General features: G+C 40.7%; 23 protein-coding genes and 1 pseudogene. 20 read left to right on the forward strand and 4 right to left on the reverse strand.

Annotated elements, in window-relative coordinates; genetic code table 11:
* From ABGV42_RS05545 to ABGV42_RS05620, 16 genes and pseudogenes are all read left to right on the forward strand, one after another.
* The gene (locus tag ABGV42_RS05545) at positions 1 to 1,224 is read left to right on the forward strand and encodes an RNA polymerase sigma factor (protein WP_347380755.1); all 1,224 of its coding nucleotides are present in this window, start codon (positions 1 to 3) and stop codon (positions 1,222 to 1,224) included.
* 577 nt (positions 1,225 to 1,801) lie between these two features.
* Positions 1,802 to 2,239, forward strand: coding sequence for a MarR family winged helix-turn-helix transcriptional regulator (locus tag ABGV42_RS05550; RefSeq protein ID WP_347380756.1), 438 nt, complete (start codon positions 1,802 to 1,804; stop codon positions 2,237 to 2,239).
* Positions 2,240 to 2,594: 355 nt separating this feature from the next.
* The gene (locus ABGV42_RS05555; protein WP_347380757.1) at positions 2,595 to 3,617 is read left to right on the forward strand and encodes an LLM class flavin-dependent oxidoreductase; all 1,023 of its coding nucleotides are present in this window, start codon (positions 2,595 to 2,597) and stop codon (positions 3,615 to 3,617) included.
* A 143-nt stretch (positions 3,618 to 3,760) separates the two neighbouring features.
* Positions 3,761 to 4,246 (forward strand): nuclear transport factor 2 family protein, encoded by a 486-nt coding sequence (locus ABGV42_RS05560; RefSeq protein ID WP_347380758.1) that lies wholly within the window; start codon positions 3,761 to 3,763, stop codon positions 4,244 to 4,246.
* Between the two features lie 58 nt (positions 4,247 to 4,304).
* Positions 4,305 to 4,778, forward strand: a complete 474-nt coding sequence (locus ABGV42_RS05565; protein WP_347380759.1) for a nuclear transport factor 2 family protein — start codon at positions 4,305 to 4,307, stop codon at positions 4,776 to 4,778.
* 80 nt (positions 4,779 to 4,858) lie between these two features.
* Entirely contained in the window at positions 4,859 to 5,350 is a 492-nt protein-coding gene (locus tag ABGV42_RS05570) for a nuclear transport factor 2 family protein (protein ID WP_347380760.1), read from the forward strand.
* 437 nt (positions 5,351 to 5,787) lie between these two features.
* The gene (locus tag ABGV42_RS05575; RefSeq protein ID WP_347380761.1) at positions 5,788 to 6,516 is read left to right on the forward strand and encodes a MurR/RpiR family transcriptional regulator; all 729 of its coding nucleotides are present in this window, start codon (positions 5,788 to 5,790) and stop codon (positions 6,514 to 6,516) included.
* Positions 6,517 to 6,654: 138 nt separating this feature from the next.
* A pseudogene (locus tag ABGV42_RS05580) lies at positions 6,655 to 8,056 on the forward strand (glycoside hydrolase family 1 protein).
* 143 nt (positions 8,057 to 8,199) lie between these two features.
* On the forward strand, positions 8,200 to 8,493 hold the full coding sequence (locus ABGV42_RS05585) for an HPr family phosphocarrier protein (protein ID WP_347380762.1): 294 nt from the start codon (positions 8,200 to 8,202) through the stop codon (positions 8,491 to 8,493).
* A 535-nt stretch (positions 8,494 to 9,028) separates the two neighbouring features.
* Complete coding sequence (locus ABGV42_RS05590) at positions 9,029 to 9,454, forward strand: MarR family winged helix-turn-helix transcriptional regulator (protein WP_347380763.1); 426 nt, start codon at positions 9,029 to 9,031, stop codon at positions 9,452 to 9,454.
* Between the two features lie 184 nt (positions 9,455 to 9,638).
* Positions 9,639 to 10,973, forward strand: coding sequence for an NtaA/DmoA family FMN-dependent monooxygenase (locus tag ABGV42_RS05595; protein ID WP_347380764.1), 1,335 nt, complete (start codon positions 9,639 to 9,641; stop codon positions 10,971 to 10,973).
* 26 nt (positions 10,974 to 10,999) lie between these two features.
* A complete protein-coding gene (gene nfsA / locus ABGV42_RS05600; RefSeq protein ID WP_347380765.1) occupies positions 11,000 to 11,740 on the forward strand; it encodes an oxygen-insensitive NADPH nitroreductase in 741 nt (246 codons plus the stop codon).
* Between the two features lie 215 nt (positions 11,741 to 11,955).
* Positions 11,956 to 12,960 (forward strand): MsnO8 family LLM class oxidoreductase, encoded by a 1,005-nt coding sequence (locus ABGV42_RS05605; protein WP_347380766.1) that lies wholly within the window; start codon positions 11,956 to 11,958, stop codon positions 12,958 to 12,960.
* Positions 12,961 to 13,293: 333 nt separating this feature from the next.
* Positions 13,294 to 14,655 carry an NtaA/DmoA family FMN-dependent monooxygenase gene (locus tag ABGV42_RS05610; RefSeq protein ID WP_347380767.1) on the forward strand — a complete coding sequence of 454 codons (1,362 nt, stop codon included), beginning with the start codon at positions 13,294 to 13,296 and terminating at the stop codon, positions 14,653 to 14,655.
* A 239-nt stretch (positions 14,656 to 14,894) separates the two neighbouring features.
* Positions 14,895 to 15,056: a hypothetical protein gene (locus ABGV42_RS05615; protein ID WP_347380768.1), complete on the forward strand. Its 162-nt coding sequence runs from the start codon at positions 14,895 to 14,897 to the stop codon at positions 15,054 to 15,056.
* 56 nt (positions 15,057 to 15,112) lie between these two features.
* Positions 15,113 to 15,283: a hypothetical protein gene (locus tag ABGV42_RS05620; RefSeq protein ID WP_347380769.1), complete on the forward strand. Its 171-nt coding sequence runs from the start codon at positions 15,113 to 15,115 to the stop codon at positions 15,281 to 15,283.
* A gap of 491 nt (positions 15,284 to 15,774) precedes the next feature.
* Here ABGV42_RS05620 and ABGV42_RS05625 read toward each other — a convergent pair whose 3' ends face one another.
* From ABGV42_RS05625 to ABGV42_RS05635, 3 genes are all read right to left on the reverse strand, one after another.
* Positions 15,775 to 17,244, reverse strand: a complete 1,470-nt coding sequence (locus tag ABGV42_RS05625) for a carboxylesterase/lipase family protein (protein WP_347380770.1) — start codon at positions 17,242 to 17,244, stop codon at positions 15,775 to 15,777.
* 431 nt (positions 17,245 to 17,675) lie between these two features.
* The gene (locus ABGV42_RS05630; RefSeq protein ID WP_347380771.1) at positions 17,676 to 18,275 is read right to left on the reverse strand and encodes a 3'-5' exonuclease; all 600 of its coding nucleotides are present in this window, start codon (positions 18,273 to 18,275) and stop codon (positions 17,676 to 17,678) included.
* 50 nt (positions 18,276 to 18,325) lie between these two features.
* Positions 18,326 to 19,171, reverse strand: coding sequence for an SPL family radical SAM protein (locus ABGV42_RS05635; protein WP_347380772.1), 846 nt, complete (start codon positions 19,169 to 19,171; stop codon positions 18,326 to 18,328).
* Positions 19,172 to 19,551: 380 nt separating this feature from the next.
* Here ABGV42_RS05635 and ABGV42_RS05640 point away from each other — a divergent pair, with 380 nt between their 5' ends.
* The 4 genes from ABGV42_RS05640 (at position 19,552) to ABGV42_RS31855 (ending at position 23,357) form a co-directional block, all read left to right on the forward strand.
* Positions 19,552 to 20,436 (forward strand): AraC family transcriptional regulator, encoded by an 885-nt coding sequence (locus tag ABGV42_RS05640; protein WP_347380773.1) that lies wholly within the window; start codon positions 19,552 to 19,554, stop codon positions 20,434 to 20,436.
* A gap of 117 nt (positions 20,437 to 20,553) precedes the next feature.
* Positions 20,554 to 21,879: a replication-associated recombination protein A gene (locus tag ABGV42_RS05645; protein ID WP_347380774.1), complete on the forward strand. Its 1,326-nt coding sequence runs from the start codon at positions 20,554 to 20,556 to the stop codon at positions 21,877 to 21,879.
* A gap of 28 nt (positions 21,880 to 21,907) precedes the next feature.
* Complete coding sequence (locus ABGV42_RS05650) at positions 21,908 to 22,249, forward strand: MmcQ/YjbR family DNA-binding protein (protein ID WP_347380775.1); 342 nt, start codon at positions 21,908 to 21,910, stop codon at positions 22,247 to 22,249.
* Between the two features lie 886 nt (positions 22,250 to 23,135).
* A complete protein-coding gene (locus tag ABGV42_RS31855; RefSeq protein WP_431523638.1) occupies positions 23,136 to 23,357 on the forward strand; it encodes an NAD(P)-dependent oxidoreductase in 222 nt (73 codons plus the stop codon).
* Positions 23,358 to 23,784: 427 nt separating this feature from the next.
* Here ABGV42_RS31855 and ABGV42_RS05655 read toward each other — a convergent pair whose 3' ends face one another.
* Positions 23,785 to 26,451 (reverse strand): discoidin domain-containing protein, encoded by a 2,667-nt coding sequence (locus ABGV42_RS05655; RefSeq protein WP_347380776.1) that lies wholly within the window; start codon positions 26,449 to 26,451, stop codon positions 23,785 to 23,787.
* Between the last annotated feature and the right edge of the window lie 14 nt (positions 26,452 to 26,465).

Raw genomic sequence — 26,465 nt, forward strand, 5'->3', positions numbered from 1 at the left:
ATGTCAGGAGCTCATGACACAAATCCTGTTTATCCGGATAAACAGGAAAGTATCACCAACTTTGAAGACGCTTATGAGCGGTATCGACAAAGAATCTGCAAGTACTTTTCGTTGAAGTTGAATCCGATGGTTGCAGATGATTTGACTCAACAGGTTTTTTTAAAAGCTGTCGAGAATCTTCACCAATTTCAAGGTAAATCAAATTTATTCACGTGGATATTCAAGATTGCTCAGAATACAGTGAAAAACGAATATCGAAGGTTATCGCGAAAAAAAGAATCTCCGTTTGATTTCACAGGATATGAATCCCAGTCGATCTCCCTTGAATTTACGAAATATGTTGATTTTCGAATTGATATTGGAGTTGCACTAAAACAGCTAGATGAGAAGGACCAAGAAATCATTGCATTACGCTTTTTCGTGGACTGCACATTGCTTGAAATTTCTAAGATCGTAGGGATGCGTGAAAGTGCAGTGAAAAACAGACTCTATAGGGCTTTAGAAAAACTTAAAAAGGAACTGAAAGAATGGGGAGGCGTTACGATCATGTCTATTCAAGATTTGATTTCAATTGTTAATAAGGGTGAAAACGAGGGTTTAAATAACCGGCTCAAAAAGGTACACCATGATCTGTTCAATGAACTAAGTGATCATATTGAACGAATCTCGTTAAAGTACAATTATCATCCATCACGAAAAGTAACTATTGAAGTATATCCTGATCTGCCATCGTTTCACCAAGCGGTCGGAGAAGCAGATGCTCCGAATTGGTTCATGGGTACCTATGAAGGAAGTATTCTTAAGATTGTATCTCCATTAAATCCAGGACCGGAGCATACCTATCAATCAATTCTCAAAGGAACAGTTCATTTGTTCACCATGTGGCTAATAAGTGAAATCAATCCGAAGGCTCCAAAATGGATAAGGCAGGGGATTGGTGGATATGAAGCCAAACTGATGACTCAGGACTATATTGAAGATACAACGAAAGAGGCTATTCAACATTTAGCAATCCCAACGTTCGAACAATTAGATAATGATACCTGGGATTTTGATACGATGAAGGGTTTTCAGTTCTCGTACCTATTCGTGAAGTTTGTTGTTCAGCAATATGGAATAGACCTTTTAAACAAATTGATCCGCAACCCTCAGGATTTTAATGGTATCTATCAATGTTCCGAGAAGGAATTGCATCAGAAGATGGTTGAGTTTATAAGTAAGTAACTCATACAAAAATGTATGTTGCCCGGGTATTGAAATGGGCTTCTTTTAATTGACTAGATAGGTATTTTCTAATTTTCATTGCTCCAATTCATTAAACTAACGGGAAACAATAGCTTAATAGAACTAAGGAAGCAGCTGAAATTGTCGAGGGACTCTTACGAAGCATACATGTCGAGGGACAAGAACATGTTCCCATTGAAGTCGCTTTTTTAGCGGCTTTTTTATTTTATCGGTACAAGTTCTTGTCCCAAGCCAAGGACAAGAACTTGTACCGATTGCCTTATTGGACAAGAACATGTTCCTATTACCGATTAGATGTATATCTAATCGTTATTCGCCCGTTCATTAACATAACGGGCAGGTTAGCGCAAACTTCGAACAATTGTACAAACATAGAGCGATTGGCTTTTGTGCGGAATAAGATCTTAAAAAAGAAGAAAGAATATCTTAGAATTGAATTCGATTATGAAGGTTAATTAGTTAAAAAATCGCATTTTAGAAGTTGACATCTGTTTTAACTCTTGACTTCAAATGGATCATGTGTTAATTTGTATATGCAAATGAGAGGTGAATAAAAGTGATAAGAGATGAATCAATTTTGTCTTTATGTTTATATTTCACATCGAATCGTTTTGCTCGTTACATGACAAAGATTGCAGAAGAGGCTTTTGCAGAGACTGATCTGTCCCCAAATTACTTGTATCTCTTAACAATTGTAAATCTGTATCCTGGAATCACACAAAAAGAAATCTCTGATAAATTGTCAATTGCTCCTTCCACGAGTACAAGATTTATTGATAAACTTGAAAAACTTGAATTAGTTTATCGACGATTAGAATGGAAGGAAGCACATATACATTTGACAAAAAAAGGGATCGATTTTTGCGAGAAATTGGATAAATGTTTTGATAAACTTGACAAACGATATTTTTCAATCTTGGGAATAGAAAAAAGTAATGAACTTGCAAAGAACCTTAACGAAGCGAGTGAAATCTTAAAAAAAGAGGGCTTGTAACTCTTTTTTTTAATTAATCGTTTGCATGTACAACTGAATAGTTAAGTTATATATTATCGTTCAATTAGAAGAAGATACACTCTTTTTTTGTTTATCATGTGTATATACAAATGAATAATTCAAAGACATCATTTGATGGAGAATAGTAAAAAGAGTATTTTTTAAAAATTCTATTAAAGGGATTTTAGCATCTTGCGAAATGGGCTATAAACGAATTAGTGGATAACCTAAAAAAGTTCACTTTAAATTTTCCCTAGAAATTCATTAATTACAGTAAGAATCGTCTAATTTACGTGGCCAACTAATCCTAAAATACAAGCTAGTGCTTCATTTTCTAAAGAAGAGGGGAACAAACATGTCCGTTGAAAACACTGCAACAAAAAAGAAGTTAGGTGCAATTCCAATATCAATACTTGATTCGGCAACAGTTAGTGAGGGAAGTACACCTGCGGATTCTTTTAAAAATTTGCTTGATCTTGCACAGCATGCTGAAGCCTGGGGATTTAATCGTTACTGGTTGGCAGAACATCATAATCTTGCGCCTATCGCAAGCTCGGCTACATCTGTTCTAATAAGCCACATTGCAGCAGGTACAAATAGAATACGAGTTGGATCTGGTGGAATAATGTTACCTAACCATGCGCCATTGGTAATCGCAGAGCAGTTCGGTTCTTTGGAATCACTATATCCGAATCGCATCGATCTAGGATTAGGCCGGGCAACAGGCAGTGACCAATCCACAGCGAGAGCTTTAAGAAGGGAAAGAGCAATTGAATTCCCTGAACAAGTCAATGAATTAATGGCATATTTTGATCCATCTAAATCCGACTCAGAGAATCCAGTAAAAGCGATTCCAGGGGAGGGGTTGAAAATACCGATATGGCTATTAGGATCGAGTGATTTCAGTGCAAGGTTAGCCGCTTATTTAGGCCTTCCTTTTTCATTCGCAGGTCACTTTTCTCCATCTTACACATTCCCTGCGATTCAAACATATAGGGAGAATTTTAAACCTTCAGAATCATTAAAAGAGCCTTATGTCATGATGGGTTTGAACCTGTCGGCAGCAGATACAGATGAGAAGGCAAATTGGCTCTTTTCTTCCTTAAAACAAAGCAGCCTGGCCATGGTTCGGGGTAAGGCAGCACCTATCCAACCTCCAGCGGATATGGATACGATTTGGAACGAAAATGAAAAGCAATTTATCTCTCAATCCTTAAAAGGAAGTATTGTGGGGAGTCCGCAAACCGTTAAGGATCAACTTCAAACCTTTATTGAAAACACTCAAGCAGATGAGATTATATTAACTTCTTACTTTTATGATCACAAGGACCGCCTCAAGTCGTACGAAATCATAAGCGATTTCATAAATAAAGCTTAATAAATGAAAAAGCTTAATTCTTATTCGTTTTCTTTAGAAGGGAGTTATCCTTTGAAGGAGGTGGTGTACGGGATTGAACTGCTTGACCTAATATGTATTGTAATGATGATCCTCTAAACCAATATAAAAGGAGATTATAAAAAATGAACAACAAACTTAATTTGAAAGAAATTAGTTGGAAAGAAGTTTTAAAAGATATTGCGCTAAATAAAGAGACATCTAATATCCCTACAGGCACGCCTGCCCCAGAGCACATGAAAAAAGCGATGCAAAGCTATATTGATATGATTAATAAAAACTATCATGAAGGTACACTTAATTTGTTTGCCGATAATTACACCCTTGAAGATCCATTTGGTACAAAAGCTTTAACCATTAGCAATGGATTTTCAGCAGAAGATTTTGAAGATGAAGAAGTGCAATTTACTCCGAAGAAAGCCGAATTAATATCTCCAATTAGTACATCATATGGGAATCAAGCAGCTATGGCATTCAAACTGTGGATGGATGTTGGGGGACAAGAAGTTACTATAGATATTGTTGACGTTATGAAATTTGATGAATCAGGCAAAATAATTGAAGTAGTGGCTCATTGGGGTAGGGATAATGTAAGCCTTGTTGAAAGTTAATAAAATAAAAACAAATAAGATAACCATTTAAAGCAATATGTCACAAAGGGATTTAAAAATGAACAACAAAGAATTTAGTTGGAAGAAATTCATGGAAGATTTAACACAAAAGAATGAAACATTAAATATCCCTACAAGTATACCGACGGAAGAGTATATGAGAAAGGTTCTGCAAGGTCATATTGACATGATTAATAAAATAGGTACTACACCTACTTTTTTTTATTATGCTGATGATATAAGAGCTGAAGATCCAGTTGGAACAACAACTCTCTTAGGTAAAAAGGGGTTGACAGAAGATTTCGCAAAATTCTTTGATGTGCCATTTATTCCGAAAAAAGCAGAATTAGTAGCACCCATTAGCACAAGTTTTGGGAATGCAGCGGCTATGACATTCAAATTTTACGCGGAAGTTGATGGTCAAGATATTTCAATTGATATTATTGAGGTCATAAAGTTTAATGAATCAGGTGAAATAATTGAACAAATGGCTTATTGGGGTAGGGAGAACGTCAAAATATTATTGAAATAGAAGAAAGAATCCTTTTAATTTTAATTTTAATTTTTAAGAAAGTTAATTAAGCGAATATAAATTAAAGGGGATTATAAAAAATGAACAAAGAACTTAATTGGAAAGAAATGAGCTGGAAAGATGTTCTAAAAGATATTACGCAAAATAAAGAAACATTGAATATTCCAACAAACATGCCTACACAAGAACATATGAAGAAAGCTATGCAAAGCTATATCGAAGCAATTAATAATAAGAATCCAGAAGCTATGCATAATTTGTTTGCAGATAATGTTAGGGGTGAAGATCCAATTGGTACAAAACCTCGATTAACTACCAAGGGTTTTAAAACAGAAACTCCTAAAGAAGATGATGTGCAATATATTCCGATAAAAGCCGAATTAATATCTCCGATTTCTACATCTTACGGGAATTCAGCAGCTATGGCATTTAAACTCTATATGGACGTGGGGGGACAAGTAGTTACTATAGATATTATTGACGTCATGAAATTTGATGAATCAGGTAAAATAATTGAAATAATGGCTCATTGGGGTAGGGAGAACGTCACCTTAATTAATAGATGGAACTGATTCAAATGATAAATATAATACCATATATCGATGGCGACTTGATTAACGGGCATTAGGATAGCCGATCCAGAACGAAATGTCTTTGCGAAGGCTTAAGCAGAGTTTACACCTTTTTACGTAGACATTGCACATTAATCGCCAAAGTGCCATGTATAATTGAAGCAAACTTTAATTTATACCTTGCCAAAACGAAAAGCCTCCAGACATGATATGTGTCTAGAGGCTTTCTCGGGTATTACTAGGATAGCTGGCTTTAAGACGCTGGTTAATAGCTTGTAGTAATCAGAGAGTAGCAGAGTCCAATGAATAAAATGCACTGGGTAAAGAGTACTTAAATTTTTTGCACATAAGAAAGTGTACTCGGAGTTATACTGAATGAAGGTCTGAAAATGACACTTTGATAAAATACGGTAAACTATTCATCAGAGGTGAGAAATGTGGAAGCGTTGATTTATAGACTTTTAGCATATATGAATAATTCTCTTGATAAGGATATAAATTATCATATTGCAAAACGCTTATTGGAAAATCTCGATAAGATTGAGGGGTTTTCATTAGAAACAGCAGCAGAAGCATGTAGTGTAGCTCCTTCTACAATCAATCGTTTTTGCAAAAAAATAGGGTTTAGGAATTTTTCGAATTTAAGGAATATGATTGTTAACAAGTACGGTGCATGTTTGGAAAAAACAGATTCAAATTTAAATGCATACGGGTTTATCGAGCAGTTAAAAGAAAATGTAGAAATAATCGAGAATATCCCCGGAGAACAGATTGAACGGGTTGTTAAACAAATTAATGAATCGAGCAGAATTGTAATACTAAGCTTTGAAAAACATCAACTACAAGCTATGGAGTTACAGAAAAAGTTACTTCTAACCGGGAAATTTTGCGAATGTGACACTAATCTGTTTAAACAAATGGCTGCTCTCGACGAACTGACGGAGGAGGATCTCGTTGTCACGATCTCTATTCAAGGATACATACTATCTGAGGAGTTCTTTCTTGAGAAAATCACAAGAACAATGGGGAAGAAATTACTCATTACATTTTCAAAGACACACCAACATCAAGATGTATTTGATGAAGTTTTACAATGTGGAAAAATTGAAAATACCGCAGTCAGTAGTCAGACTTTATTACGATTGTTTGATGTAATGTTTCAATAAGTTCTATTATCAACATACTTCCTAAACCCAGAACTGGTCTATTTTTGACCAGTTTTTTAGGTGTGATTATATTAAGATAACAACAGAAACAATAGAGCAAAAAATATAATCATAACGTTTTAGAAAGAAGGTATATATATGACATTTCCGAAAGATTTTTTATGGGGTGGAGCAACTGCTGCTAATCAGAGCGAGGGAGCCTATCTTACAGATGGCAAAGGGCTAAGCACTGCTGATGTTATGACTTCAGGTAGTGCTACAAAGGAAAGAATAAACACTAGGAATGTGAAGGAAGGGTTTCTCTATCCAAGCCATGTTGCCGTGGATCATTACGGACATTATAAGGAAGATATTGCTTTGTTCGCCGAAATGGGATTTAAGGCATACCGAATGTCGATCAATTGGACGCGTATTTTTCCAAATGGAGATGACGATACTCCAAATGAAGCAGGCTTAAAACACTATGATGCTGTATTTGATGAGTGCCGTAAATATGGAATTGAACCTGTGGTTACAATATCGCATTACGAAACTCCATTAGCTTTGGTTGATAAATACGAATCTTGGCTGAACAGAAAAACCGTTGATTTTTTCGTTAAAATATTGTGAGACTCTTTTCAATCGTTATAAAGGCAAAGTTAAGTATTGGCTGACTTTCAATGAAATCAACTGTATGTCTATCATGCCGTGGCTGGCTGGAGGTATAGTCAATACGGATGAACAGTCCTTAATGCAGGCGGCGTATCATCAGTTTGTAGCTAGTGCAAAGGCCGTTGAATTAGGACATCAAATCGATCCAAACTTTGAAATAGGAATGATGTACGGAGGTCTGTTCTCTTATCCAAATTCATGTGATCCGGACGACATCCGTGCCAATACTGAATTTACGAACAAGATGCTCTTCTACTGCGATGTTATGTGTAGAGGGTATTATCCTGCAAGCAAGTTAAAAGAATTTGAACGAAATAATATTCAAATTCTTAAAGAGCATGGGGATGATGAGATTCTAAGAAAAGGCACAGTAGATTTCATTGGTTTTAGTTATTATTTCACGCTAGTCGTAGGTAAAAATTCTAATTTGGCATTCGATCACGGCAGCGTAAATACGGGTTATACCAATGCCTTTTTGCCAAAGTCCGATTGGGGCGCAACGATCGATCCACAAGGATTGAGATATGCACTTAATACGTTGTATGATCGATATCAAAAACCTCTGATGATTGTAGAGAATGGTTACGGTGCAGTGGACAAAGTGGAAGAGGACGGAAGCATTCATGATCCGTATCGTATCGATTACTTGAGAGAGCATATTAAGGAAGTGAAGAAAGCTGTGGAGATTGACGGCATTCCTGTAATCGGTTATACAACTTGGGGCTGCATAGATATCATTAGTGCGGGTACCGGTGAAATGAAAAAAAGATATGGCTTCATCTATGTTGATGCAGATGATGAAGGAAAAGGAACATTTGCACGTAGTCGTAAAGACTCCTTCTTCTGGTACAAAAAAGTGATTGAGTCTAATGGTGAGGATTTAGATTGAGTCAACCATTAACAAAGAATAGTGTAAGATGGCAACGCCTTCTAGACTCCCTTCATACATTGAATGGGAGTTTTCATATCGTGAGTTTTATCTTAGACTAGCTGTCGAATTAAAATGAATGCTATATAGGGGTGAGATTAGCGTTGTTGAAGAAAAACTTTAAAATGACTATAACTACTGGTTTTGCTCGTCCTGCTACATTACTTGTTACAGCTGGTAGGATGTATAGATCAAACATATCTATAGAGTTTGAAGGTAGAATTGCCTGTCTCGAACAAGATCCAATCACTTCATTCCGTGAGATTATGTCTTTGGATATCAATCCTGGCGCAGAAATCATTGTAAGAATTGATGGTCAAGATGAGTGTGAGGCAATACAATGTATCGAAGAACAGTTTCTTATTAGAAAGTTAAGGGAAAGTGATATAGACAATTAGAATAAAGTGTAGAGAAGCATGTCGAGGGACAAGAACTTGTACCAATTGCCGGAATTGACAAGAACATAGTCCAATTTCCGATTAGATGAATATCTAAACATTGTGCGAATACGCATAAAACCGCTTTATGTTCCATAATAAATGAAAATGCTCACATTGTTATAGAATAACTGAAACGATGAAAGATTTAAATTTCAGCGGTTAGGTATTAAAGAAGCGTAATATTGTAATGAAACTTGCAGTTGAGGACAAGAACTTGTACCGATTGCCGTATTCGGACAAGAACATGTTCCTATTCCCGATTAGGTGTATATCTAATCTTAATTGCCTGTTAATCCATTAAGCTAACGGGCAGGGGAACGTTGTAGCTATGTGAATATCTGCCTACGATGCAACTGATAATTATAATATCACGATGATGGCATCAGATCCCTTGTTGAATTAAGGTAATTGCCCCCTGTTTGACACAAAGATATCACCGTGATATATTTAGTGGGCTAACTATTGCTGGTTGACTGGCTGAGGAGATGTATTAATGACAGATACAGTGGACTGTGATATTCGTCAGTCGTTAGATAGAGTTTCTTCCCAAATGCGTCGAGATTATAGCGAATCACTGAGGGAACTTAACCTTTATGTAGGTCAAGATAATTTGCTTTCTCGTTTGTGGTTAGGCGATGGAGTAACACAAATGCAATTATGTGAACATTTAAAATGCGAACCGCCTACGGTAACAAACATGGTTAAGTCACTAGAGCATAATGGGTTTATATACCGTAAACGTGATGAACATGATGCAAGGGTTATGCGGATTTTTCTAACAGACAAAGGCAGAGAATTAGAGAAACCGGTTGAATCCAAATGGAGAGAGCAGCAAGAAAAATTACTGCAGTCAATTTCACCGGAAGATCGCTTATTATTAAGGCGGCTTTTGAAGCAAATGGAGAGTAACTTAGTCTAAGTTTTCTCCTATGATCATACTTAGTATGCTAACTAAACTCATTTATTTAGCAGGCTAAATAATTTAAATCAATCCGAATAAACAGTAATTATACTTAATCTGTTAACGATATAAGACTGCCTGTTTAAATAATTCATTAGATTTTTTGTTCATATGTCTATTAAAAATTAAGGAGAAAAGAAACATGAATAAAGGAAAAGAAATGCAACTAGCGCTACAAATGGTTTCGGGATACGGAGGTGAATTCAGTGCTTGGAGAATGCCCGGCACTGATCCAGCAGCTTACACGAATACGGATGCTTATGTGGAACGAGCTAAATTAGCCGAAAAAGGAAAATTCCATATGATCTTCATCGCGGATACTCCTGTATTAGACGTTAATTTAGGCCCTCAAACCCCTGGTTTCCCTATGGATCCTTTGTTAGCACTGATGGCTGTAGCCAGGGAAACGAAACATATTGGGCTTGTTGCTACGCTCTCATCTACATTTAATTATCCATATAATATAGCACGTCAATTCAAAGCACTGGATGTTATAAGTCATGGACGTGTAGGATGGAATGCGGTCACCACATCTAATCCAGCAGCTGCAGCGAATTTTGGTGCTCAGGTTGCCAGTCGGAAAGAACGATATAACATGGCTCATGAATCTATCCAAATTGTCCAAGCATTGTGGGGAAGTTGGGAACAAGACGCGTGGACGTTAGATGTAGAAGACGGACAATTTGCTGACATGGACAAAATTAAACCTATAAATCTTAAAGGGGAGTATTATGCATCGCGTGGTCCTTTGCCAATCCCCCCTTCTGAACAAGGTCAGCCCGTTATTTTTCAAGCAGGTGGAGGGAATGAAGGATTGGAATTGGCGGGGAGGTACGCGTCTGGTGTGTATGCAAATCCTTATGATATAGAATCTGCTCGAGAACACAGGCAAGCGCTTCGAGAAAGTGCTGTACGTTTTGGCCGTAATCCTGATGACATTAAGATGTATGCAGGTTTTATGTTTTCCATAGGTTCAACCGAAGAAGAAGCTTTAGAACGGCGAAGACAGCTTATGAGTTTTAATCCTCAGGAGATTCCGAGCAGGGTAAGCTACCTTGGTTCCATGGTTGGTTTACCACTTTCGGTGAATTCGATAGATATTGATCAACCTTTACCGGAAGACTTGTTGAAAAAAGCCTATGCCAATCCAATGGATCCACGTTCTCAGATCGCTTTACAGCGGCTAAGACAAGGACTATCTATTCGAGATGTTCTTGCTCATGGGGTTATCAACTATCACCCGGTAGTTGCAGGTACCCCCGTACAAGTTGCTGACTTCTTAGAAGAATGGTTTTTGGCAGGCGCATGTGACGGCTTCTCGGTTGTTCCGGATATAGCCTATGATGGAGTTGCTGATTTTGTGAACCTGGTTGTCCCAATTTTGCAAGAACGTGGTTTGTTCCACAGAGAATACGAAGGAAAAACACTGCGTGAAAATATGGGAGTTCCTTTTCAATACGGAAGATTGGAATACTAATATTTAATAATAGAGGAGAGGATTAAATGAATAGTACCGTTGAATTGCTTCATAATCATACATCCATTCGTTCTTATACGAATCAACCACTGGAAGAGGAACAAGTGGGGGCAATCTTTAAGGCAGCTAATCAAACTTCGTCATTTAGCCTTCTACAGGCCGTTTCTATCATTAGAATTAAAGATCCAGATCTTCGAAAAAAAGTGATGCAGCTATCTGGCTATCAGCCTTATATTGAAGAAGCAGCAGAGTTTTGGATTTTTTGTGCAGATTTTAACCGGAATCATCAAATTGCCCCAAATGTTGACCTTGACTACATTGAATTTCTTTTAATCGGTTCATTCGATGCTGGGCTAATGGCTCAAAATGCGTTAACTGCAGCTGAATCAATGGGACTCGGTGGTGTATATATCGGTGGAGTAAGACTTAATATAGCAGAATTAACGGAGGTATTAAATTTACCAGAGTATGTAATTCCTTTAGTGGGACTATGTATAGGCCAGCCTAATGGAAAGAAACCTGGACTAAAACCACGTTTGCCTCAATCGATGGTCATGTTTAATAATCAGTACCAGCCACTCGATGAAGAAAAATTAGCAGCTTATGATCAACAAATGCGTGAGTATTATCAAGATCGTCCTGTCAGCGCGCCTTTCACAGTGAAGAGAGTAAAGGGATGGAAAGATCATATCGAAGATCATCTTGAAAGAAGTAAACAACCCTTCATGCTTGAGTATTTAAATAAACAAGGCTTTGCAAAAAAATAATTCATATATAGGTACAGGGAGGAAAGCTTCGAAAATTTTTATCATCGTGTCCTTCCCATTTTACAGAAACGTGGTTTTTAAAATTGATTATCATGCAGATACGTTAAGAGGAAATTTAGATTTAGCTTTTATACCGTAACATTATGCAGAAAAAAATTAAGAGAACTAGCCAAGCAATTAAAGTAACTAAAGGCAGTTAAACTGGAGATGACAATATGAACTATTCAATACTTGATTATGTGCATATTTTTAAGGGAGAAAACCCGCAACAAGCCCTAGTAAATACAAAAGAAACATTGGAATTAGCTGATTCTTTAGACTATAAGCGCTACTGGTTTACAGAGCATCACAACGCAACGACAATTTTTAGTATGGCACCAGATTTATTAATGATGCTCGCAGGTACATTAACGAAAAATATGAACATCGGGGCAGGAGGCATTATGTTGCCTAATTATAGCCCTTATAAAGTGGCGGAAAACTTTGCAATATTAGAAGCAGCGTTTCCGAATCGTGTGGATTTAGGCATGGGACGTGCATCTGGTACAGACCTTTTAGCAAAAATTGCACTCCAGATGACGAGGGAGAAAATGATTGAGGTAAATACAGCTGATCAGATTCAAGAGATCATCTATCATTTAACGAAATCCTTCCCAGTAGGACATCCATTACAAGAGCTAAAAATTCCTGGTGCACCGTATAAGCCAAATATGTTTATGCTAGGCTCATCCGATGGTGGCTTAAGCTTAGCGGCAAAATTTGGTTTAAAATTCGCTTTTGCAGGTCAATTAAACCCTCGTCAAGACGTTCAATTATTAAAGCAATATAAACATCGCTTTGAAGCGCAAGGTCATGAAGAAAAGCCATATAGCATTTTATCGAAATTTATTTTCGTGGCGGACACTGAGGAAGAGGCAAAGCTAGCGGCATTACCCGCTGAAATTAGCTGGATGAGAATGTATAAGGGTTCAAAAACAGAAGAACTGCAATTAATATCGGTGGAAGAAGCTGCTAACTATGAATTTACTCCACTTGAACTAGCCATCCGTGAACAAAATAAAGGGCGTTTTATTATTGGGAATCCCGAGCAAGTTAAAACACAAATTCAAGAACTTGAACGTAGAGCACTCATCGACGAGATTATGGTCGCGGATTTTTATGCAGATCAGCGTACGCGATTAAAAGGATATACATTATTCGCTGAATTGATGAAAGCATAATAGCTCTAGACACACAATCCTTAATAAACGTGGCGGTCTTCGTACGCGTATGCTTGTATGAAGGTTTTTGAAAGTAGACATACCTGAACGATTTGAGCCAAATTGGAAAAAATGTCGTAATGTTAAAATCTATCCGAGAATCTTACGGTGAATTTTTAACTATTAAAGAAACTATACAATCATTTTATTGATTTTACAGGAGGAAGGCATGTTGTTTTCACTTCAGTGACAGGGCGATGTATAGAATGGCTATTTAGCAATACTACAGCTATGTCTGTTTTACTAAGGTGACAACATTCTCTTACTAATTCTAGTAAAAAAGAAGGTTTATCAATGAATAATAGAAATATGAAAAACAAGAACATGATCCTGGGCGTGACCCTGGGGAACAACTTTGGTATGCACCCCGCCACATGGCGGATGCCGCACGTGGACCCTCGGTCCTACACGAACATCGATGCCACGGTGGAGCAGGCACGGACAGCGGAACGAGGGGGACTGCAGTTTGTCTTTCTGCCTGACCGTCTCTTCATGAATGGAGACCTGTCCACAGCACCTTCCATGTTCAACATGGACCCGATCATTACACTCTCGGCGGTGGCACAGGCGACCGAACGAATTGGACTGATGGGCACGGCGTCCACCTCTTTTACCGAGCCATACCTGCTGGCCCGTCAGCTCAAGGTCCTCGACGTCATCAGCCGCGGCCGGGCCGGATGGAACGCCGTGCCGAGCTACGAACCCGACGCCTTCGCGAACTTCGGCAAGGTACTACCGCCCAGGGAGAACAAATACGAACGTCTCCACGAAACGATGCAGGTCGTCCAGGCGCTCTGGGGAAGCTGGGGGTATGAGGCGGGCCAGCCCGACCAAGCCGGCATGTATGCCGACCCGGCCCACATCCGCCCGGTCAACCTGCAAGGCAAGCACGTCGGAGCACGCGGACCCCTTCCTGTCCCGCCATCCGAGCAGGGCCAACCGGTCATCATGATGCCCGCCAGCAGCGGATACGGCTTGCAAGCAGCCGGCATGTACGCCAACGTCGTCATCGGAATGCCATCCAGCATCGAGGAAGGCCGAGCCATACGTCACACTGTGCGACAGGCCGCAGCACAGGCCGGACGGGACCCCGAGGAAATCAAGTTCGTCGCATTCGTCGGTTACACCGTCGGCGACACTGAACGCCAAGCCCTGAACGCACGTCGCGCGCTAGATGACCGGATAGATGTCCATGGGCAGCTGTCACGCCTGAGCGCCTATCTCGGTCTGCACGAGGAACTCACACTGCCCGACGAGCCCCTTACCGCGGCGCAGCTCGCTTCCGTCCGCGCGTATCCAAACGACGCACGGTCTGTTCGCGCAGTCGAGCTGGCCAAAGCAGGATGGTCGCCACGTGACATACTCGCCCATGGTGTGTTCGATCCCAATCCCTACGTGGCCGGCACCGCCGAGCAAGTTGCCGACCATCTCCAGGAATGGTTTGAAGCCGGGGCAGCGGACGGATTCGTGACGAACTTCGACGATTTCCACACCGGGATCGGTGACTTCGTCGATCACGTCGTCCCGATCCTGCGCGAACGCGGCCTCTTCCACGACGGCTACGAGGGAAAGACCCTCCGTGATCACCTCGGACTGCCAACGCAGTACGGACTCGACACCCGCATCGCAACCGGATCGACAGGAGGAACCCGTTGACAGACCAGAAGATCATCTGCAGTATGACGCTCATCGACGGGTAGTAGGTACTGAAAAACGCCTAGCGCGCCCCGCTGGTCGATCCGTGCTTAGCGAAAATTGAGGCGAACATCCGCTACGCACGGGTTGATTTAGAAGGGCGATCCGCAGCAGATTTTATTATTGCGACGTTATTTTTTGGTTCGGCAGAGAAAGTAGCCGATCAAGTTCAGGAATGGTATGAAGCGGGTGCCATAGATATGTTGTTGGTACGACAAGAATATCCAACAGGTCTAAAAGATTTTGTTGACTTGGTGGTTCCTATTTTACAAGAAAAAGGTATTTTCCGTAAAGAATATGAATCATATACTTTGCGTGGTTATTTGGGACTCTATTTTCCAGAAAATAGATATTCAATATGAATTTGAAGAGCCGAAAATAGATTATACTTTGATTAAATAGAGGAGTGATGTAACCAATGGGAATTGAGGACATTATCCTCACTTGTATAAAAGAACACCCAGAAATAAGCGCAAAGAAGATTGTTTCATTTTTGGATTCAAGATTTATTAGTAACGGAAGAAACGAATTCACAAGCTTCTATTTTAAAAAAATTAAGGACCCTGAAGAAAAAAGGGAACCTTCATAATAGAGGTGACCGCTGGTATTTTATGAATGGTAATATAGGATAATTGCCATTTTGAAGGAAGGTACAGCGAATTAGCTAAAGTGGAAATTACTAGAAGTATTTCTGACGGTGTCGAAGGTCAAGAACATGGTCCCATTTAAGTCGCTAATTTAGCGGCTTTTTTATTTTATCGGTACAAGTTCTTGTCCCAAGCCAAGGACAAGAACTTGTACCGATTACTGTATTGGACACGAACATGTTCCTATTACCGATTAGCCGTTTATCTAATCTATGTTCTCCCTGTTTATTCATTAACCAACGGGCAGGATAGCGTAAATTAGATGACTTGAAGAGTGTTTTCTGGAATGGATAATGGACTTGCTGCCTCAACAGGGCATCTTATTCCTTTTATCGGTACTTGTAGTCATCTCACGTGCTGCCGGTGGGGCCGCCGGCGATGCAAAGTGAGTTGAGTTTGATCGGTGCGCGACCCCGTGCACGTTTGGGGCAGCTCAGGTCCGTTCAATGCCCGCGAAGGTGCGCAGGACTTCGGCTGCATGCGCGGTAGGGTCGAATGATGGGTTGCCAATCCCATGTGTGATAGGTTCCGTGGTCACGGAGTTCCAAAGCCGGTCGTGGTTGCCTGCGGCGAAGTCGAGGAGGGTGTCGCGGACGAAGGTGTCCCGGATGGCTTGTTCGTCGCTATGTCGGGGGCGTTGCTGGCCGACGATGCCGTACATCTCCGTGCCGTGTACGGCTAGAGCACCCTCGACAGGGCCAACGGCGAGCAAGTGGGCGTTGCCGCCTGCAGCGGCGTGGGCGAGTGCCGCACGGGCGGCGGGTAGGGTAAAGAAGTAGTCGGTAAGGAGCGCCCCGCGGACCTCGACCGGAGTGCGTCCGTTGACGTCGTAGGCGGCGACGATACGCCGTGCACGGCTTCGGGGGATCCTCGACTTCGTTACCAGCTCGTCAACAAGGTTGTCGATGCTGCCCGGGTCAAACTTCTCGGTCGCGTTGATGACCCACCAGTCTGCCTCGTTCGTCGCCGTGCTAAAGAGAATGTCGATGTCGCGGTGACGCCCGGATTCGAGGACACGCAGCGGCGTGTCGGCAAGAATGGCCCCGGTCTGAGAGTGGTCGTTCACGATGCCTATAGTCGTGTTGTCGATACCGTGTCGGTCGCCGATGTCGCGTGGGCTAACCTTGATGAGCGTCTCGGCGAGGAGCTTCCCATCCATGGTGTGCAGTTGTTCGGGATCGTCTGCGATGCCGAGTTCGGTGAGAAACGTGTTCGCTAGTTCTTCGGCCCACCAGGCGGGAACGATCCGGGATGCGCCGCCGGAGAAAGCAGCGAGGCGCTGGTAGAGGCCGTCTGCAATCGGAGCTGCGAGGAGGGCCATCGTGGAGTACGCGCCGGCGCTATGACCGGTGACGGTAACGTTCTGAGGATCGCCACCGAAGCGGGCGATGTTCTCCTGCACCCATCTGAGCGCGGTGATGATGTCCTGCAGGCCGAGGTTGGTGGCGTCCGCGAACGGGCCCCCGTACTGAGAGAGCGAGAGCCAGCCGAACGGGCCGAGCCGGTAGTTCAGGGACACCCCGATAGCGCGGCCGGTCGCGGCGAGACCTGAGGCGTTCGAGGTGGTCTGGGTGTTCGCGCCGTGTTCGAAGCCGCCGCCGTAGATGTAGACGATCACGGGAAGCGGTTCGTCCCCAGCGTCTTCCGGTGCCCAAACGTTGAGGTTCAGGCAGTCCTCGCTTAATCCGTTGTCGGCCTCTAACCAGCTATTGTCGCCGGGTTGCAGCGGTGCAGGTCCCTTCTGGTCGTATGGCAGATCTGGGTTGAACGGTAGCAAAATGGGGCGGCGGAAGCGTTCTGCGCTGGCGTAGGGAATGCCCAGCCAGGAGCGGATCGCTCGGGCAGCCGTAGCGGTGTTGTTCATGTGTTCGGTTCTTCCGTTGAGGGTGTGGTCAGGTTTCATTTGTGTTTCTCCTTTCATAGGTGAAGCGATATGATAATTTTAGTCCATTATTTGTAATAAGAAAAGGTGAAATCTAGACTTAGGATGACATATTTAGGACATATCAGTCAGTTCCATCTTAAGTATGCTGTGTTGGTGTGTACACGTCCAACATGAGGGACGATATCTTGAATGCCGCAGCTACCGACCATTGAACATTACGAAAACTTTTAAAAAACAAATCTATTTCATTGCTAAACTATTTGCATTTTCTATGGAACATCCATTTTTTTCGTTGGTTACAGTTTGGGTGATGAACATATAAAATCCATTCTATACAATGTTAAACAGATTAATTATTCAAAAGGTCAATGGTTGATAACATGTGGTTCATTGACTGGTGTAGGGAGGTAATAACCCAGAGACTACACAAATCTATTCCGCTTTGTTTCTTACTTGTTTTTGATTGATTTACGTTTCCTGAAAGGCGTATACCCATCTGAATACATTGATCCCGCCTGAAATCCCAGGGATTTCGCAAAATGAAGCGGATCACATTCCTGTTGCTGTTCCATAAAATTTAACATAATTTGGGCGCATGCCCGGGCATCATCGAGTGCGTTATGGTGATTTAGGCTAATTCCGAAATGATTCGAGATAATATTTAATTTATGGGAGGAAAGCTCTTTTAGCAGCTTTTTCCCAATTCTGTACGAACATAAATATTGTATCCCTGGATAGCTTTTTTCAGCGGCATCTAAACAATACCTTAGTACGCTTATATCAAAAACAGCATTATGTGCAATAATAATTTCTCCAGATACTAATGGTTCAATGGTTGTCCAAAGTTCTTTAAATATAGGTTGCTTGTCAACCATGGAAGGTGTAATACCATGGATGGCAATATTCATTCGATTAAACGGCTGTTGTGGATCAATTAACCATTCATATTCACCAGTTACAATCCCATCTCTAACTTGAACTAAACCCAGAGAGCACGCACTCGATCGGTTTAAGTTTGCAGTTTCAAAATCAATAGCTGTAAAATTCAATAGTTCATTCTCCTTTATCTTCCTATCCACAAGAGTAGGGTAGGACCCGACTATTTAAATACTTTTCCTTTTAAGGGATACACCTTATCGGAAGAAACAAATATCATTTCTTCGGGAAAAAACTTTTTAAAGTACTTTTCCACTCTAAGATGTATATCCATGTGGTACCATTCGGCCAACTGGTTCTCTTTAAACAAAAATGGCATTCCTAAGCGCTCAGAACGTTTTCCCCTTGTCCCATCTCCAATGTTAAGTGTGTCGATATAGATCCGATCAACGAAAGACTCCAGTGTTTTAGGAAAATCGGGTGTGAATGGAAGAACAGGCGAAATGGAAGCTTGGGTAGCAATTCCTACGTTATTCACTTCTTTTAATGCCTTCAAGCGTAATTTAATGCCTGGAGCATGGGGAGCGAACAATTGTTTCATATCTTCCCGATCTGTTTCTATAGTCATGGAGACAAGGACCTCACATTTTTGATTGAGTTCAAGTAAGAGATCCAGATCCCTTACGACAAGAGGACTTCGTGTTTGTATCTGAAGGAAATTTGGAGGGTGTTTGATCATTTCTTCTATAATAGAGCGAGTTAGCTCCGTCTTCCGTTCCAGTGGTTGATAGGGATCTGTTGCAGTAGATAAAAAAAGATTAATGGGTTTATTTCTTTCGCGGAGATTGACTATCTCATTCCGATAATTATCGGCCGCATTTGTTTTGATGCTTACCCACTCTCCCCACGGAGTATCACTGTACCTTTGAATAGGCATTTCTCTAACGTAGCAATACCTACATCCAAAAGCACAACCACTATACGGATTTAATGAATGTGTGAAACCGACAGAGGAATCTCCTTTCATTTCAGTTAAGATTTTTTTTGCTGTTATACTATTAACCTGCATGTTAGCCTCCTTTATTGTGAATGCTGAACCTCAATTAAAATAAAGAGCTATCGAATCAATCACTACAAGTAACGTGAAAATTTAATTTACGGATAATATGTGCTGCGTTGTTGAGACAACAACGTAATATTTTTTTTGAGTTAAATTAAGTTAGAACCATACCATTAAAATTTGATAACACGACTAAACCTTGTCCTAAGGTATTGCACATCAGAATTGTGTGTCACTTTGACCCACTACAAGTTTGTTTCGTTCCAAAAATGTGATATGATCATTTTAGGTCATTAATTAGATATGATGAAGGCAAAAATGGGATATTTAATGATATTTTAAGGACATTTTTATTTATCAAATGCTTTTAGGGGAGGTTTGTGTGAACGTTGGATTCATTCAAACAGGAAAATAAAATAAAACCTCTTATATATAAACCAGTGTTTTCTTACCCATATGATATGGAGATTTTTAGTGTATCTTCTCTCAAAGAGCGGACCCCAGAGGAAAGTATGAAAATCACTTATCGTTATGAGTTTTATATGCTCATTTGTGTCACCGAAGGAACTTGTACTCAATGGATCGATTTTGAGCCCATCCCTTGTAAGGAAGGAACTTTGATAGTAGTAACACCTGGACAAGTCCATAATTTTGGAAACGATGAGAACTGGGATGGATGGGTTATTCTTTTCCGTGAACAATTCCTTCTTCCTACTTCACTTACGTTGAACGAACTCAATTTAACGTTTGATATTGGCAGAACCCCTAAGGGTTTAACGCTGAATACTACAGAGCTGCAGCGAGCAAACACTTTGATAGAGCAAATGGTTCAAGACTCCTTAATTCAAGTAGCTAAAGAAGATGTTCATATATTGTTACGGTTTCAGCTTTATGCATTTGTAGCTTGGCTTAACATCATTCAAAAACAAAAAAAAATCCCTTCTACTTATCAGGTCTCACAAAAGTTTTTAAAGTTTCAAGAATTAGTGGAGAAAAATTATGCCAAATTAAATCATGTTAGTGACTATGCTGCCCTTTTAAATTGCACAGAAAAAACGTTAACACGGGTTACAGTCGCAGCTGTTGGAATAAGTGCTAAAGCTTTCATATCAGCTCGAATTAGTCTCGAAGCTAAACGTTTGTTAATGCATACAGATTACTTGATTAGCGACATTGCAGAAATGCTTAACTTCCAAGAAACGACTCACTTTAGTAAATTTTTTAAACGGGAAACTGGTTTTACACCCGTAGAATTCCGAAAGCAGAACCTTTAATTATATTTTTTTAATTATGTCTAAAGTACATGAGTGGGGAACACCTCTAAAGAATTTGGTATAACCATTACAAGAGTTTTAAGGACACACATTTGTTGTTCAAAAGGGAGTGATACTGTGATACAAGGAACATTATTTGATAATGAACATGATCGACCGTTGGCTAATCGTGTGCGTCCTCAATCGTTGGAAGACTTTATAGGACAAAAACATTTACTTGGCCCTGGAAAAGTTCTGCAAGATATGATTAAAAATGATCAAGTGTCTTCTATGATATTTTGGGGTCCTCCAGGTGTTGGGAAAACAACACTAGCTAAAATTATTGCCAATCAAACCAAGTCTAAGTTTATTGATTTTAGTGCTGTAACTAGCGGTATTAAAGATATCCGGAATGTAATGAAGGAAGCTGAGGGAAACAGGCAACTAGGGGAGAAAACCCTTCTATTCATCGATGAAATTCACCGCTTCAACAAGGCGCAGCAAGATGCTTTTCTTCCGTATGTGGAAAAAGGAAGCATTATTCTCATCGGTGCGACTACTGAAAACCCATCGTTTGAAGTTAACTCAGCCTTGTTATCTCGGAGCAAAGTATTTGTCCTTCAACAATTAAGCAGTGAAGATATTGTTTTTTTATTAAAAAAAGCGATTGTGGATCCTAAAGGATACGGAGATCAGAAGATCAGTTTTGAAGAGGGAGTACTTTCTGCTATCGCAGAATATTCAAATGGTGATGCCAGAGTGGCATTAAACACCTTAGAAATGGCTGTGCTAAATGGAGAGAAACAAGATGAAGCTATTCTAATTAGCAAAGAAGGGCTGCTTCAAATTATTCATCGAAAATCACTATTGTATGACAAAGATGGAGAAGAACACTACAATATCATTTCTGCATTGCATAAATCCATGCGAAATAGTGATGTCAATGCATCTATTTATTGGTTGTCACGAATGTTGGAATCCGGTGAAGATCCTTTATTTATCGCTCGTAGGCTGGTTAGGTTTGCAAGTGAGGACGTAGGTTTAGCAGACAATAGGGCGTTGGAAATCACTGTTTCGGTGTTTCAAGCATGTCAATTTATAGGAATGCCAGAGTGTGATGTTCATCTAACACAAGCCGTTATTTATCTGACTCTGGCTCCCAAATCGAATTCGGCTTACTTGGCTTATCGCTATGCAAAAAAAGACGCCTTACACTCCATGAGTGAACCTGTTCCTTTGCAACTTCGGAACGCTCCAACGAAGCTTATGAAAGAACTAAACTACGGTAAAGGGTATCAGTACGCCCATGACACAGAAGAAAAGCTAACAACCATGCAGACTATGCCAGATTCCCTGATCGGACGCGAATATTATCATCCGACAACACAAGGGTCTGAATTTAAAATCAAACAAAGGATGGAAGAAATTTCAGCATGGCACAAGCAGAACAACAATCAAAAATAAATACATTGTAATATAGGAGAAAATTAAAATGAAATTAGAAGAAATCGTGGAATACGGTTTGTCATATCCAGCCTCATATGAGGATCATCCTTTTGGAGATGGTTGGACAGCCATACGCCACAAAGGAAACGAGAAGATATTTGCGTTAATATTTGAAAAAGATGGCCATCTTTGTGTTAATTTAAAATGTGATCCTGATCGATCCGAATTCCTTCGAAACGCATTTGAAGAAGTTAAACCGGGATATCATATGAGCAAAGAGCATTGGAATACGGTTATCCTAGATGGAGAACTTCCGGAGGATGATCTTCACGATATGGTAAAACATAGTTTTGACCTGACAAAACCCAAACGTAAAGTGAAAAAATAATTTGTTATGAACATTGAATGTATGTTTCTCTAGGTTGGAAATCAAACAAACAGCGACAGACAAGACTTTCTAAACATATGGAGTCTTGTCTGTCGCTGTTTGTTTATTCGTTTGCATTGGCCGGGATCGTCGAATGCAAACCTTAATTATACCGCGCCTTTATATATTAAATATTGTATAATGCCCTTGCTGAGCAGGGTTGTTAGTATACTGAGTATGATAGAAATGCGTTTAATCAATCTTCATCTCAACGCTTCTATATACTTCTTTTAAAAAATTTAAAGGAGGTCTTCCTTACTGAGAACAGACGAAGAGCAAGACTACGTAATACCATGCATGTCTTTTCTTTTGGAGGGGAACCTGTAAAGTACTTATTCGATAAATTCTGCTGCATCGAGAGCTAGGGAATTAAATACTCAATTACGCTAATACCGATGATATTATTAGGAGTAACCTTTTGAGAATTAGGGGTCTGTAAAAAATAGCAACTAAGAATGTATCATCCTTAGTTGCTATTTTTCGTTTAATAATTTCAAATAGGTTAAGCATCCTTTGTTAATGTATAACTTTCATCGAGTAACTCCAGTATTTTCTTCTTTTTCTGGGTATCTAATATGGCTGTGATCCAATGTAGTTATGACTGCTGATGCTATATCAGGTGTCTACGATCAGGGCATATGGGAACTAAGAAATATTGGTATAACCGTATTGAATTCAGATGATATCATAAGATATTTGGATTATTAAATAATTGTAGTTTCTGTATGAGGATATTATTACTTATCCTTTTACTATAGCTGAACCGTTGGTGGAACTAGCTGGCAAAACGATTGGTTTAGTCGGCTATGGCCAATCAGTAGGCAGGTAGCTGCAGTTGCCAAGGCGCTTGGCATGCACGTGCTGTATACGCGGCGTAGAGAAAGCACAGCAGAGGACTTGGCAGCCTATGCGGAAGGGCGCAAAGGGAGTGGAGGTTCCTGAACTACTTGCAGAGGCTGATGTCATTAGCCTACACTGCCCCCTAACATCCGCCATTGATGAGTTGATCAACCGCGCGTGGCGTGCTATCTGCAGAACCACCGCACGCTTATGGCACGGAGGAGGCTGATGGATATAGCCGTTAGAAATGTAACGGCGTTCATATGCAGGGGCAGTTTGTGAATCAGGTTAATTATAGTAGCACAGCCTAATATTGCAGTTCTTTGTTGGTAATGAAGACCTTGTACCAAACTTAATACATATGTACAAAATACGAGTTTTGTGAAACAGTACCATAGTTTTAGTAACTTACCACATGGATCAATGTGGCTTTTTTGATTTATAACCCCCGAGATCTTTTCAATTTCATATGGATAAATATGTGATCTGTATACGAATCACAATAACATCTCTAATATCACTTCTTCACAATCAGCTATCCAATCTATCCAAATATAATATGCACCCATTTTAGTTTTAAAATAAGCACATATTATATTCGATATTCGATACTATAAATCTGAATCGAATTCTTTTAATCTGATCCTACGTCATTTTTAATTCTCGTTTACCCAAAATTCAATAATGCTGTTCCAGGTATTGGATTCGTTTCCTTGCCCGACATATCGAATGAATTTGACCTGAACTGGTTCAAATTCAAATGTCTCATAAGCAGCCTGTTTTTGACTTGCCACATTACTTAATATTTTTTGGTAATTAATACCATCAACTGATATCTCCAAGTCAAAATAATTGGATCGCGTATGCCCATTATAGAATTGAATGCTTACCTGCCCTACTTGAGTCTGTTGCTCAAGCTCCAACTGCAGGTATTGTCCCTTTCCATCTGCAGACCATCTGGAGTCCGGATCACGGTCGATCGTATGAATCGGCAGATTGCCATCATCTGCACTTGCCGTAACCTTGGTTACGACAGCGAAAGGTCCCTCCGGTTCGGCCACAGGCTCTTTAACTTCAAATTTCTCCCGTGCCTCGACCGTTACGCCATTAAAGACGCAGCTCACGATGATGTCGACTTTTCCCGCTTTTACCGCATGGAATGTAGTTCCTTCTGTATATCCGATTGTATCATCACTTGATGTGTACGTCACAGGAACATTCAATTCTGCAATGTTTACGATCTCACCATTATCTAATGTTAGAAACGAGGATAATTCTCCGCTTTCGCCTGCACTGATCGCATTCCCTGCGACTCTCCAGCCGGGTACTGTTTTATTAGGACTGATGGAAGTGTTCTCTGGAAGTACGGGTGTATCAGCTACCTTAAACTTCACTCGCACTTTCTGGGTGTGATCCCGATAAGATACAGTAATCTCTCCAGTTCCATTAGTTCCTTGCGGTTGCTTAATTTTAACCTTTGCATCCTGGGCATAAGCTTTTGCAGAAATGATCGGCGTTTCGGTTGTGCCATAAGGCAAAGTATGATCGTAATCCGTTCTTAAGAACTGCATACCCCCTATAGCTTCGCCATTAACCAACAGGGATTGAAGCCCCAGATGAATATCTTTGATTCGCTTCTTGCTCTGATCCTGATATAAACTTTGCGGGGACAAACGATCGCCCTCCCCAATACCTTCTGCCATATCAAATGGCTGCGTATTCGCATCCGGTATGGAACCCACAATGTTGACGTTCACGCCGCTGTCCTTTCCTTTTGTTCCAATGACATATCCATTCCCGAATTGTTCTGATTCTACTATAACGCCGGATTTACTAGGGTGTGCCGCCTGACCGGTCGTATTCCAGAACACACTTTCCGTGGTTACTACCCCATGACGATTCGTTTCGGATGATCCATAATCCCGTGTAATGGCAGAGATCCCGTCCCCGTTAACGACCAGGTTGTCGATCAGGTTCGCCATGCTTAAATACATATGAAAATCAGTCAATAATGAAGGCTTCTCAGAATACGAACTTTGCAGGACATTCCCGTTCGCAGAGAAGTTGGCATATGTGAAGCTATGTCTAGCTCCGATTGCCTTACTATTCTTAATGAAATTATCATTGCCAATAAATTGATATAAATAACCGTTCCCATTCGCTCCACGATACTGCGGGTACTGCATGGTTACATGATCCACAGTGACGTTCTTCGTACGGTCCAGAATAATCCCTTTGGATAACAGATGATAATTCGCATTGCCAGTTGGCTTATAGGTGTTAATATTTCGAATCCAGCTGTTGGCCACTGCAATCACATTGACCGCTTTGGCATTATCGGCTTCATACCCAGCAGTGCCAACGACTTTGAAGTCATCTTCACCAAGCCCCGACTTCGCATTTTGAATGTTTGCAATCGAGAAATCTTCCAAACCTACCTCGACAATCGGATCTGCGGTCTGACTAATCGTAATATCATCACGCAGCTTCATGGGATAACGCGTCGGAATGTCTAACGTAATCGTTTTGTTCTCTGAATCTACGCCCACGATTTGGCGATAGAATAATGGTTCTACTTTACCAAGAAGTGACGACCACTTGTTTTGCATGCCAAGTTCACGTAAGAAACCTGGCGTCGTTTCGAATGAAATGACCACGTAATCATTCACTTCAAACCCACTTGTATCTTCAACGGGTAGCAGGACAGTTGGATCAGTAACCGACTTGCGAAGTTTCGTAGAGATTCCGGTTTTCTTCCAATCTCCGTTGCCGATCCGGATAATATCCTTGTTTTTCATATTTTGCTGTGCATTATAGATATGAGTCTTGTTCATCCCGTCACCTTTCAGGACTACACGACTTGCAGGAATGTTTAGTGAATAATCCTTGCCGTCCTGAGGGTTAACCTGATATGTACCCATGGGAAGATACACGACACCCCCACCTAACGCAATAGCATCATCAATTGCCTTTTGAATAGCCTGCGTTGCATCTCGATTCCCTGAAGGATCGGCAAAATAAGGTGATTTGGTAACGTCAATACGTTTGTTTTTAGCCGTTTTAGGTAGTTCTGTTTCCCCACGCCGATAACCGGCATACGAAAAGTCATGCAGAAACCTTCCCTGTTCGTCTTTAAATCCCGGATACCAATCGTTTGGATAGAGTCTGCTTCTGCCATCCGTACCCAGAGATAGAATCTCACTAATACGATCAATAGATGGCTGGGAGTCACCCTCCGACGCTCGAACCTCATGGACTCCAGGTGCAGACAATCCAACAGTCAACATAAATGCCAACAATAATAAAGGCCACTTTCTACGCATTCTTTCGTTCTCCT

Origin of the sequence: Paenibacillus pabuli (genome assembly GCF_039831995.1) — a bacterium.
GTDB lineage: Bacteria > Bacillota > Bacilli > Paenibacillales > Paenibacillaceae > Paenibacillus > Paenibacillus pabuli_C.